This window comes from Marinobacter subterrani (assembly GCF_001045555.1).
Classification (GTDB): domain Bacteria; phylum Pseudomonadota; class Gammaproteobacteria; order Pseudomonadales; family Oleiphilaceae; genus Marinobacter; species Marinobacter subterrani.
The window spans coordinates 859,584-872,471 of the sequence record NZ_LFBU01000002.1 but is presented as its reverse complement, the minus strand read 5'-3'; the positions used below and the strand labels follow the sequence as shown (position 1 = coordinate 872,471).

The window sequence follows — 12,888 nt, the reverse complement described above, 5'->3', positions numbered from 1 at the left end:
ACATGGACGTATCCACAGCGTATCCCGGAAGGCCAGCCCCGCCGACCGAGCCACCAGCTTTCGAATTCACAAACCTGTTTTACCAAGAGGTTTACGCCAACATGGCCCAATACGTCTACACCATGAACCGCGTGGGCAAGGTGGTTCCGCCCAAGCGCGAGATTCTGAAAGACATCTCCCTGAGCTTCTTCCCCGGCGCCAAGATCGGCGTCCTCGGCCTCAACGGCGCCGGTAAATCCACCCTGCTCCGCATTATGGCGGGCGTAGACCAGGATTACATCGGCGAAGCCCGTCCGCAGCCCGGCATCAACGTGGGCTACCTGCCCCAGGAGCCAGAGCTGGACGAGGAGAAAACCGTTAAGGAAATCGTCGACGAGGCGGTTTCTGGTGTTCACGACGCGCTGGCGGAACTCGATCAAGTTTACGCCGCCTATGCCGAACCGGATGCCGATTTTGATGCCCTGGCCAAGAAACAGGGCGAACTGGAAGCCTTCATCCAGGCCACCGACGGCCACGACATCGAGCGCAAGATGGAAGTCGCCGCCGACGCGTTGCGCCTTCCACCCTGGGATCAGCAGGTGAAAGTGCTGTCCGGGGGTGAGCGCCGCCGGGTGGCCCTGTGCCGCCTGCTGCTGTCCGGCCCCGACATGCTGCTGCTGGACGAGCCCACCAACCACCTGGATGCCGAATCCGTGGCCTGGCTGGAGCGCTTCCTGCACGACTATGAGGGGACCGTGGTGGCCATCACCCACGACCGTTACTTCCTCGATAACGTCGCCGGCTGGATTCTGGAACTGGACCGCGGCCACGGCATTCCATTCGAAGGCAACTACAGCCAGTGGCTGGAGAACAAGGAAAAACGGCTGGAGATGGAGTCCAAACAGGAAGCCTCTCACCAGAAAGCCATCAAGCAGGAACTGGAATGGGTGCGCAGCAACGCCAAGGGGCGCCAGTCCAAGAGCAAGGCCCGTCTGGCGCGCTTCGAGGAGATGAGCTCCCAGGAATTCCAGAAGCGCAACGAAACCAACGAGCTTTACATCCCGCCCGGGCCACGGCTGGGCAACAAGGTGATCGAGGTGGACGGCATCAGCAAGTCCTTCGGTGACCGACTGCTGTACGAAAATGTTTCCTTCAGCGTACCGCCCGGGGCCATCGTCGGCATTATAGGCGGTAACGGCGCCGGCAAATCCACCCTGTTCAAGATGATCGCGGGCTTCGACAAGCCGGATTCCGGCGACATTACCGTGGGTGAAACCGTAGAACTGGCCTACGTCGACCAGATGCGTGACCTGGATGGCAGCAAAACCGTCTGGGAAGAACTCTCCGATGGCAACGACATCATCAAGGTGGGCAACTACGAGACTCCGTCCCGGGCCTACGTAGGCCGTTTCAACTTCAAGGGCAGCGACCAGCAGAAGCGGGTTGGTGATCTGTCCGGTGGTGAGCGCGACCGCCTGCACCTGGCCAAGCTGCTGAAACAGGGTGGCAACGTCCTGTTGCTGGACGAGCCGACCAACGATCTGGACGTGGAAACCCTCCGCGCCCTGGAAGAAGCCCTGTTGAACTTCCCGGGTTCCGCCCTGGTGATCTCTCACGATCGCTGGTTCCTGGACCGGGTCGCCAGCCATATCCTGGCATTCGAGGACGACGGCGAGGTGGTGTACTTCGAGGGCAACTTCACGGAGTACGACGAGGACTTCAAGAAGCGCAAAGGGGATTCTGCCATGCAGCCCAAGCGCATGAAGTATAAAAAGCTCGCGTAAGGCTCTTTGTCGGATTACGGCCCGGCGGGCCTGATCCGACCTACAAGCACCCGAACCAGACCGTAGGTCGGATTAGGCGCAGCCGTAATCCGACAACTATAATCAGGCAGCCAACATTCATGGCGAAAACCAAAACCGCCTTTGTCTGCACCGAATGCGGTGCCGATTATTCCAAGTGGCAGGGCCAGTGCACCGCTTGCCAGGCCTGGAACACCGTCAGCGAAGTCCGCGGCATCAGCAGCAGTGCCAAAGGCGCCCGCGGTGCCCGCTTTGAAGGTTTCGCCGGCAGCCTGTCGGAGGTCCAGAGCCTGGATGACGTCAGCCTCGCCGAACAGCCCCGCATCAGCTCCGGCATGCAGGAGTTTGACCGGGTTCTGGGCGGCGGCCTCGTTGAAGGCTCGGCCGTGCTGATGGGTGGCCATCCGGGCGCCGGCAAGAGTACGCTGCTGCTTCAGGCGGTCTGCCACCTTGCCGCCAGCGTCCCGGCTTTGTATGTCACCGGCGAGGAGTCCCTGCAGCAGGTAGCGATGCGCGCCAAGCGGCTCGGCCTGCCCACCAGAGACCTGAAGATGCTGTCTGAAACCAGCGTCGAGCGAGTCATGCAGGTGGCCGAGGCGGAGAAACCCCGAATCCTGGTGGTGGACAGCATCCAGGTGATGCACGTAGCCGATACCGAATCGGCTCCCGGCAGCGTCTCCCAGGTGCGCGAAAGCGCCGCCTACCTGACCCGCTTCGCCAAGCAGACCGGCACCATCCTGTTCCTGGTCGGCCATGTCACCAAAGACGGCAGCCTGGCCGGCCCGAAAGTGCTGGAGCACATGATCGACTGCTCGATCCTGCTGGAAGGCTCCAGTGACAGTCGTTACCGAACACTCCGCGGCATCAAGAACCGGTTCGGCGCGGTCAATGAGCTGGGCGTGTTCGCCATGCTGGAACAGGGCCTGAAGGAAGTGAAAAACCCCAGCGCAATCTTCCTCAACCGCGGCGAGGAAGCCGCACCCGGCAGTGTCGTGATGGTGGTCTGGGAAGGCACGCGGCCCATGCTGGTGGAAATCCAGGCACTGGTGGACATGGCGCAGGGCGGCTACCCAAGAAGGGTTGCGGTTGGTCTGGACCAGAACCGGCTGGCCATGCTGCTCGCTGTTCTGCACCGCCATGGCGGCATGCATGTGTCTGACCAGGATGTCTTCGTGAACGTGGTGGGTGGCGTGAAGGTCAACGAAACCAGCGCCGACCTGGCGCTGCTGGCCGCCATCGTTTCCTCCTTCCGGGATCGCGCCCTGCCCCAGGACCTGGTGATCTTCGGCGAAGTCGGCCTCTCCGGGGAAATCCGGCCGGTCCCCAGCGGCCAGGAACGCATCTACGAAGCCGCCAAACACGGCTTTACCCGGGCGCTGGTGCCGAAATCCAATGCCCCGCGAAAGGCCATAGAGGGCATGAAAGTGATCCCGGTGACCAAGCTCAGTGATGCGCTGACGGCCCTCGAGGAACTCTAAGCCTGCCTTCTTGCTTGGGAGTCAACGGACTCCAACTTCAAAGACTCTAGCGTTTGAATCCTACGCCTGGCCAAGTAGGTCGGATTAGGCAAAGCCGTAATCCGACAAAGCCTACCTAATCAATAAGATGCGCAAACTCCCTTTCCAGAAGAGCTTGATCACCAAGATTAAGTTCAACCAGACGTTTCAGGTGAGTGGCGCTGTCCAGGTCAATGTACTGGCACTTAAACCCCAGCCGGTGCGGCTCTACATGACGAAGCTCCACTGCCATCACGATGCCCGCTTCGTGATCATTCAGGTGAATAATCACTTCACAAGGCTGCTTTAAGGGCACATCCCACCCTTCTGGCCGCTTTACCAGAACGCCTTTCAACGAAATATCCAGCACCTCGGTCGTCCAGACGGATTCCTGGCAGTGGAGCTCACACGGCGCATCGAATTCAATCCGGTGGAACCGGCGTTTTTCGGGGGGCTTGGTGGGCAAGTGGTTACTCCTGTTTACCAGTCTTGTTTTACCTGACTATAGACCGGACAGGAGATTGCATCCAGAGGAGTTTTGGAGTGGGGCCTGGATTGTCGGATTACGGCACGCGTTGCGCGCCTAATCCGACCTACGGGACTGACTTTAGACCGGACAGGTCGATGCATCCAGCGGTTTTTGGAAAGGGCCCTACAGCGGCCTAACCCGTAAATTAACAGGCTAGGAGACGCCAAACTCCATGGCTCAGCGGTGGTATTCAGGGCTCAATTCAACCACGGCCTCAATGAACGCCTTGGCATGGTTAGGATCCACATCCGGCGTAATGCCGTGACCAAGGTTGAAGATATGGCCGGGGCCGGAACCAAAGCGCCTCAGGATATCTGCCACTTCCTGGCGAATCCGCTCGGGCGGGGCATACAGCATCGCCGGGTCCATGTTGCCCTGGAGGGCCACTCGGTCACCAATGCGGGCGCGGGCATTGCCGATATCCGTGGTCCAGTCCAGGCCCACAGCATCCGCGCCGGAATCCGCGATGGACTCCAGCCACTGACCGCCATTCTTGGTAAACAGAATCACCGGCACCCGGCGGCCGTCGTTCTCACGGATCAGGCCACCAACGATCTTCTTCATGTAGCGTAACGAGAACTCTTCATAAGCCCAGCTACTGAGCACGCCACCCCAGGTATCGAAAATCTGGACCGCCTGGGCACCGGCCTTGATCTGGCCATTAAGGTAATCAGTGACTGCATCCGCCAGATGGTCCAGCAAGCGATGCATGACGTCGGGCTGACCGTACATCAGCTTCTTCGCTTCCCGGAAATCCTTGGAGGAACCGCCTTCGATCATATAGGTCGCCAGGGTCCAGGGGCTGCCGGAGAAGCCAATCAGCGGCACCCGGCCGTTCAGCGCCCCACGGATGGTCGAGACGGCATTCATCACGTAGTCCAGATCCACCTCGGCATTGATCTTCGGCAGCGCGGCAACGTCCGCCCCGGAACGGATGGTGTTCCGGAACTTGGGACCTTCCCCGGTCTCAAAATACAGTCCCAGGCCCAGGGCATCCGGAATCGTCAGGATGTCCGAGAACAGAATGGCGGCATCCAGCGGAAAACGTTCCAGAGGCTGCAGGGTAACCTCACAGGCCAGCGGGGTGTTCTTGCACAAGCTGAGAAAATCCCCCGCCTTTGCGCGTGTCGCCCGGTATTCCGGCAGATAGCGGCCGGCCTGTCGCATCATCCATACCGGCGTACGATCAACGGGCTGACGCATCAGGGCGCGCAGGAAACGGTCATTCTTCAGCTCGGTCATGGAAACTCCTGGCTTGGGGAAACAAATGGGCAGAAAACTAAAAAGGGGTCAGATGAAAGCATTCATCTGACCCCGGGTTCAAGCACTAAGCCTGCACTCAGATATCCAGGTAGTCCATGATACCTTCGGCAGCCTGGCGTCCTTCCCAGATTGCGGTTACGACCAGATCCGAACCACGGACCATATCGCCACCCGCGAAGATCTTCGCGTTACTGGTCTGGAAGGCAAACTCGGCTTCTTCCGGTGCGGTCACCCGCCCGGAATCATCGGTACTCACCGTCAGCTCATCGAACCAGTCGGCCGGGCTTGGACGGAATCCGAAGGCCACCAGCACGGCATCCGCGGGAATTACCTCCTCACTGCCCGGCACCACTTCCGGGCGGCGACGGCCGTTTTCATCGGGCTCACCGAGACGGGTCTGAACCACTTTCACCCCTTCAACCCGGTCTTCACCAATAATGGCAATGGGCTGACGGTTGAACAGGAATTTCACGCCCTCTTCCTTGGCGTTGGCCACCTCGCGGCGGGAGCCTGGCATGTTGGCTTCATCGCGGCGGTAGGCACAGGTCACGCTCTCGGCCTGCTGGCGGATCGAGGTGCGGTTACAGTCCATGGCAGTATCACCCCCCCCCAGAACAACCACTCGCTTGCCTTTCACATCGATGAAATCGGCAGCATCTTTTTCGAAGCCGAGGCGACGATTAACGTTGGAGACCAGAAACGGCAGCGCATCGTAGACGCCGGGCAGATTTTCACCCGGGAAACCGCCCTTCATGTAGGTGTAGGTACCCATGCCCATAAAGACCGCATCGAACTGGTCGATGATCTCCTGCATCTGGATATCCTTGCCGACTTCCGTCGACAGCCGGAACTCCACGCCCATTTCCTCGAACACCTCGCGGCGGCGGGTCATGACCGACTTTTCCAGCTTGAACTCGGGGATACCGAAGGTCAGCAGGCCACCGATTTCCGGATAAATGTCGAACACAACCGGTTTGACGCCGTTGCGCACCAGAACATCAGCACAGCCGAGACCAGCAGGACCGGCGCCAATCACCGCAACCTTCTTGTCGGTCCATTTGACGGCTGACATGTCCGGCTTCCAGCCCAGGGCAAAGGCGGTATCGGTGATGTATTTTTCCACCGAGCCGATGGTGACCGCACCGTAGCCATCGTTCAGGGTGCAGGCGCCCTCACACAAGCGATCCTGGGGGCACACCCTGCCACAGACTTCCGGCAGGGAGTTGGTCTGGTGGCACAGCTCCACTGCCCGCATGATGTTGCCTTCGGACACCAGCTTCAGCCAGTTCGGAATGTAGTTGTGAACCGGGCATTTCCACTCGCAGTATGGATTACCACATTCGAGGCAACGGTGGGCCTGGGAGGACGCATGGTCCGCCGTAAACGGGTGGTAAATTTCACCAAACTCTTTCTTTCGCTTCCTGGCCGGCACCTTCTTCGGGTCAACCCGTCCAACTTCGACAAACTGGAAGTCGTTACTCAGTCGTTCTTTCATTATGACGCTCTCATCAACTCGATTTTCGACAGGGGCGCAGCCACGCTGAACACCCCGAACCCTTTAACGCCGGCGCCCTATTCCGGACGCGCCCGGGTGCTTGCCAGCAGGCTGCGGAGGTTGGCAGCCTTGGGTTTCACCAGCCAGAAACGGCCGATGTAGTCGTCGAAATTCTCAAGAATGTGCTCAGCCCACTCACTGCCGGTTTCCGAGATGTGCTCCCGGATAACGCTGCGCAGGTGATTGCGGTAGGACTCCATCTCTTCGCTGGAAATCCGCTGGATCTCCACCAGCTCGTGGTTGTATTTGTCCACAAAGGTGTTGTTGAGATCCATGACATAGGCAAAGCCGCCTGTCATACCGGCACCAAAATTGTGGCCGGTTGATCCGAGTACGGTAACCAGACCGCCTGTCATGTACTCGCAACAGTGATCGCCGGTTCCTTCCACCACAGCGTGAGCGCCGGAGTTACGCACCGCGAAACGCTCGCCAGCGGTGCCCGCCGCAAACAGTTTGCCGCCGGTGGCGCCGTACAGGCAGGTGTTGCCGACAATGGAGGTTTCCTGGCTCTTGAAAGTGCTGCCACGGGGCGGCTTTACCACCAGCTTGCCACCGGTCATGCCCTTGCCCACGTAGTCGTTGGCATCGCCCTCGAGAATCAGGTTGAGGCCACCCACGTTCCAGACACCAAAACTCTGGCCTGCGGTACCAGTCAGATCCAGGGTAATCGGCGCATCGACCATGCCCTGGTTGCCGTGCAGCCCGGCGATTTCGCCGGACAGACGTGCGCCGATCGACCGGTCGCAGTTGGTTACCCGGTAAGACCAGGCACCGCCACTCTTCTCCTTGATCGCTGCCGAGATATCCTGAACCATCTGCTCCGCCAGGGTACCCTTGTCGAACGGATGGTTCCGCTCCACCTGGCAGGTCTGGGGCTTGTCGGCCGGAATATGGTCATTGGACAGCAGACGACTGAGATCCAGTTTTTTCTGGCGCTCGGTGTCGCCCGGCAGTCGCTCCAGCAGATCAACTCGACCAACCAGCTCTTCGAGGGTACGAACGCCCAGCCTGGCCATCCACTCCCGGGTTTCCTCGGCCACAAAGCGGAAGAAATTCATGGCCATTTCCACCGTCCCGTTGAAGTGCTCCTCTCGCAGGTACTCGTTCTGGGTGGCCACACCCGTGGCGCAGTTGTTGAGATGACAGATACGCAGGTATTTGCAGCCCAGCGCCACCATGGGCGTGGTACCGAAACCGAAGCTCTCGGCGCCGAGGATTGCACCTTTTACCACGTCGAGACCGGTCTTGATGCCACCATCGGTCTGCAGGCGGATCTTGCCACGCAGATCGTTGGCCCGGAGCGCCTGCTGGGTTTCGGTCAGGCCCAGCTCCCATGGCGACCCGGCATAGCGGATCGAGGTCAGCGGGCTGGCCGCGGTGCCGCCATCGTAACCGGAGACCGTAATGAGATCCGCATAGGCCTTGGCAACGCCGGCGGCAATGGTGCCCACGCCAGGCTCGGACACCAGTTTCACCGAGACCAGGGCCTGTGGGTTGACCTGCTTGAGGTCAAAGATCAACTGCGCCAGATCTTCAATGGAATAGATATCATGATGCGGTGGCGGCGAAATCAGCGTGACGCCCGGCACCGAATAGCGCAGGCGGGCGATCAGATCGTTGACCTTGCCACCCGGCAACTGGCCACCCTCACCCGGCTTGGCACCCTGGGCCACCTTGATCTGCATGACGTCGGCACTGCGCAGGTATTCAGCGGTAACGCCAAACCGCCCGGAGGCGACCTGCTTGATCTTGGACCGCTTCTCCGTACCGTAACGGGCGGGGTCTTCACCACCCTCGCCGGAGTTGGATCGGCCACCCAGCGTATTCATGGCAACGGCCAATGCCTCATGGGCTTCCGGAGATAGTGCACCGAGGGACATGGCCGCCGAATCAAAGCGGGGGAAAATCTTCTCGACCGGCTCTACCTCGGAAATGTCGATCTGCTCGATGCCCTTCCGGAATCCCAGCAAATCACGCAGCGTTGCCACCGGGCGTTCATTCACCAGCCCGGCGTACTCCTTGTAATGGCCGTAATCGCCGCTGGTAACCGCCTCCTGCAGCTTGCCCACCACGTCCGGATTGAAGGCATGGTACTCCTGGCCGTGAATATACTTCAGCAGGCCGCCCTGGGTGATCGGCTTGCGGGGCTTCCAGGCAATGCTGGCCAGTTGTTCCTGGTCCTGCTGGAAGTCATAGAACCCGGCGCCCTGAATGCGGCTGGGCACACCCCGGAAACACAGATCAACCACATCATCCGCCAGGCCGATTGCCTCGAACAACTGGGCGCCACGGTAAGAGGTGATGGTGGAGATGCCCATCTTGGACAGAATCTTCAGCAGACCCTTGTTGATGCCCTTGCGGTAGTTGTTCTTCGCATCAATCGGATCCATCAGCAACTCGCCCGTGCGAATCAGATCGTTCATCACCTGGTACGCAAGGTACGGATAGACCGCTGTGGCACCAAAGCCAAAGAGCACGGCGAACTGATGCGGGTCGCGGGCCCAGCCGGTCTCCACAATGATGTTGGAATCGCAACGCAGGCCCTGCTGGACCAGATGGTGGTGAACGGCACCGGTTGCCATCATGGCATTGACCGGCAACTCGCCTTCCTTGAGGTCCTTGTCCGTCAGAACCAGCAGAACCTTGCCATCACGAACCGCCTGCTCGGCTTCCTCGCACACCTGGCGAACGGCTTGCTCCAGACCCTGCTCCGGACGGTAGCTCATGGAGATACGCGCCACTTCAAAGCCGGGCCGCTCGTTGTTGGCGATCTTGAGGAATTTCGCAGGGGACAGCACCGGGGTGGTCAGAATGATCCGGTCGGCATGTTCCGCGGTTTCCTCAAAAACGTTTCGCTCAGCCCCCAGGCAGGTCTCCAGCGACATCACGATCGCCTCGCGCAGCGGGTCAATCGCCGGGTTGGTAACCTGGGCGAACTTCTGGCGGAAGTAGTCCGCCACGTGCCGCACCCGACTGGACAGGACCGCCATCGGCGTGTCGTCACCCATGGAGCCCACGGCCTCCTGGCTATTTTCGGCCAGCGGGCGCAGCACCTGATCACGCTCCTCGTAAGACACCATGAACATCTTCTGGTGCACCAGCAACTCGTCGGCATCCATCAGCCGGAAGTCCGGCGTGTCCTGGTTCAGGGTGGTTTCGACGCGCAGGGCATTCTCCCGCAGCCAGCGCTTGTAGGGCTGGGCGGTTTTCAGGCGCTGATCAATGTCACCGGTGTGCAGTACTTCACCGGACTCGGTGTCGATAGCCAGCATCTGACCCGGCCCGACCCGGCCCTTGGCAACGACATCATCAGGCTGGTAGCCGTAGGTTCCGATTTCCGACGCCAGGGTAATGAAGTCGTCCTTGGTGATCACCCAGCGCGCGGGCCGAAGGCCATTGCGATCCAGCATGCAGACGGCGTAGCGGCCGTCCGACATCACCAATCCCGCGGGACCGTCCCACGGCTCCATGTGCATGGAGTTGTATTCGTAGAAGGCCCGAAGCTCGGAGTCCATGCTATCGACGTTCTGCCAGGCCGGCGGAATCATCATCCGGACCGCGCGGAACAGGCCCACGCCGCCGGCGAGAAGTACTTCCAGCATGTTGTCCATGCTGGATGAATCAGAACCGGTCAGGTTGACCAATGGTTGCAGGGTCTGCAGATCCGGAAGCTCCGGCGAGCTGAACTTGGCAGCGCGGGCGATCGCCCAGTTGCGGTTGCCGTCAATGGTGTTGATCTCACCGTTATGGGCCAGATAGCGGAACGGCTGGGCCAGTGGCCAACGGGGCATGGTGTTGGTGGAGAAACGCTGGTGGAATACACAGATCGCCGTTTCAAGATCCGGATCGCCCAGATCCGGGTAAAAATTGGCAAGGTCCGCCGGCATCATCAGGCCCTTGTAGGCCAGTGTCCGGTGGGACAGACTGCAGATGTAGAACTCCGGATCATCCGCCATGTCGCCTTCAGCGTGGCGACGGCCCACGAACAGGCTGATGGCAAACTCACGCTCTTCCTTGCCGGCAGGCGCCACGAACACCTGCTCGATCCGCGGCAGGCAATCCAGGGCCATGGGGCCGAGGCAGCTGTCATCCACTGGCACCTCACGCCAGCCCAGGATTTCCAGGCCCTGCTCGGTCAACCGCGTCTCAATGGCGGCACGGCCAGCGGCGGCCTTGGCTTTATCCGGGTTCAGGAATACCTGGCCCACGGCAAAAAGGTCCCCGGGCTCCTTGCCAAAGGCTGCCTTGGCGGCTTTCTTCAAAAAGCCGTCGGGGCTCTGAATCAGCAGGCCACAACCATCGCCGGTCTTCCCATCTGCAGCGATACCACCGCGGTGGGTCATGCAGGTCAGAGACTCGATGGCAGTTTGCAACAACTTGTGGCTGGCCTCGCCCTTCATATGGGCGATCAGGCCAAAGCCGCAGTTGTCCCTGAATTCGTCGGGATGATACAAACCTGTCATCATAAGCGTTCTCTCGCGTAGAAATGCTTTTCAATCAAAGGGTTAAATGGCGCACGGCCACATAGCCACCCTTTGACACTGAAAATGGGGGCTGGCTATTTTACACACGTAGAAATACGTACTCAAATCGGAGTTGAGTTATTGTGGGAAGCCAAAAACGGAATTACCAAACGACCGTTTACGGAACAACAAGTTAGCGCCGAAAGGGCGCCACCTCAAGCGGCCCCCAACGTGCGGAAGCCACTACAGATTGTCGTCTGAACGCACCCAAGGCGACTGGGCCACCAGCGCCTGGGGCAATTTGGATGCCGCTGCATTCGCCGCCTCCCGGGTCGGGAATTCACCATAGAATACCATAAACCAGGGCTCGCCTTGCCTTTCACTGCGCGTGTAAACGAGCTGGCCCAGCTTTGCATAACGGTCAATGACCGTCAGGGCGGTTGTTTCCAGCCTGCCGGCGACCAACTGGATGGTCCATCCCTGCCGGGCACGCAGGCGGTCAATCGGCACGAAATACTCCGGATTTGCCGGGGTAAATGCCGGCTCGGGCGCTGGGGCTGGCTCGGGCGCCGGCTTCGTTACAGCGACTAACTCAGGCTCTGGCGCAAGCTTTGCTGCTGGCTCAGGCGCCGGGGCTGACTCAGGTTTCGGTTCTGGTTCTGGTTCTGGTTCTGGTTCTGGTTCTGGTTCTGGTTCTGGTTCTGGTTCTGGTTCTGGTTCTGGCGATAGCGCTGGCCGAGCAGCCTCCGGTTCGGCCACGGCCTTTGTCAATGGCGCTTCCGGCTCAGGACGCAGCGCTTCGGTGGGCGGCTCAACGTCGCGTTTCTCGGGGCCGATGGTTATGCTCTTGCGAGCCGGTTCCGGCGGCGTTACTGGCTGTTCAGCGACCGACTGATCGTACTGGCGGGAGACAAACCACCAGGAACCGGCAAGCAGCAACAGCGCCAACGCGGGCCAACCCAGCCGCCTCCCGGGCGCCGCGGGAAACCGACGCACCGGCGATGCCGCCGCCCTATCCAGCCACACTCCGGGCGCCACCCGTTTGAGCCTTGCGAAACTTCCCTGGCTGAGGCTGTAAATCTTCGATACCCGGCCGGGGCTGAGCAGCTCGCTGGCTTTACCGCCGGCGGCGTGCACTCGCGGCTCAAGGTAGGCAAGGACTTCCTCTTTGGTCAGCGGGCGCAGATGGATCTGGTGAACCATGGTGGACGCATCATCCAGGGCGAGCATGTCCACCAGATTATCGTTTCCGGCAAAAACGGGGACGGCTGAAGCCCCGCGCTCAGAAGCCAGATAGCCAGACAGTATGAGCCTGAGTACCTCGACCGGGGCCCGGTCGGCATCATCAACCAACAATACCATCCGCTGGCCTTTGCGCACCCGTGATTCCGACCACTTGAAAAAGCGGTAGACCAGTTCCCGGGGGCTCTCATCCGAACCCATGGCAGACCGGGCAACCGATTTCAGGTCCCTGGCCAGCGCGTGGGCACTGGTCAGGGCAGAAGCCGGAACCCGGTGAAAGTCGAGACGCGACGATTCGCTCCGCACCAGCTCCGCCAGTATCCGGGTCTTGCCGGATCCCGGTGCACCGGTGAGGACCAGCGCCATATCGCCAAAGCCACTGAGGTGTCGTAGCGCTTCCAGCGCGTGATGGCGCATGGCGTCCGGGAAAAACGGGGTTTCCATATCCAGCGGGTTTGCGCGCAAACCATAGCGCTGCTGCAACCTGGGAAACAGGCCACCATCCTCAAGACTGTTCAAGCTCTCTTCGGTCACGGATCTTCCTTGTCTGCGCTTCCGT

7 protein-coding genes are annotated in these 12,888 nt (G+C 60.3%); 2 read left to right on the top strand and 5 right to left on the bottom strand.

Annotated features, from left to right (window positions below; translation table 11 throughout):
• Positions 1-101: 101 nt before the first annotated feature.
• Positions 102-1,763 carry an energy-dependent translational throttle protein EttA gene (gene ettA / locus msub_RS19905; protein ID WP_048498046.1) on the top strand — a complete coding sequence of 554 codons (1,662 nt, stop codon included), beginning with the start codon at positions 102-104 and terminating at the stop codon, positions 1,761-1,763.
• Positions 1,764-1,882: 119 nt separating this feature from the next.
• Positions 1,883-3,259 (top strand): DNA repair protein RadA, encoded by a 1,377-nt coding sequence (gene radA / locus msub_RS19900; protein WP_048497838.1) that lies wholly within the window; start codon positions 1,883-1,885, stop codon positions 3,257-3,259.
• A gap of 115 nt (positions 3,260-3,374) precedes the next feature.
• Here the strand turns inward: radA and msub_RS19895 are convergent, their stop codons facing one another.
• From msub_RS19895 to msub_RS19875, 5 genes are all read right to left on the bottom strand, one after another.
• Positions 3,375-3,743: a PilZ domain-containing protein gene (locus tag msub_RS19895; protein WP_048497837.1), complete on the bottom strand. Its 369-nt coding sequence runs from the start codon at positions 3,741-3,743 to the stop codon at positions 3,375-3,377.
• A 240-nt stretch (positions 3,744-3,983) separates the two neighbouring features.
• Positions 3,984-5,048 (bottom strand): uroporphyrinogen decarboxylase, encoded by a 1,065-nt coding sequence (gene hemE / locus msub_RS19890; protein WP_048497836.1) that lies wholly within the window; start codon positions 5,046-5,048, stop codon positions 3,984-3,986.
• Positions 5,049-5,145: 97 nt separating this feature from the next.
• Positions 5,146-6,564, bottom strand: coding sequence for an FAD-dependent oxidoreductase (locus msub_RS19885; protein ID WP_048497835.1), 1,419 nt, complete (start codon positions 6,562-6,564; stop codon positions 5,146-5,148).
• A 77-nt stretch (positions 6,565-6,641) separates the two neighbouring features.
• Positions 6,642-11,090, bottom strand: a complete 4,449-nt coding sequence (gltB, locus tag msub_RS19880; protein ID WP_048497834.1) for a glutamate synthase large subunit — start codon at positions 11,088-11,090, stop codon at positions 6,642-6,644.
• A gap of 240 nt (positions 11,091-11,330) precedes the next feature.
• A complete protein-coding gene (locus msub_RS19875; protein ID WP_048497833.1) occupies positions 11,331-12,863 on the bottom strand; it encodes an SPOR domain-containing protein in 1,533 nt (510 codons plus the stop codon).
• Positions 12,864-12,888: the final 25 nt, after the last annotated feature.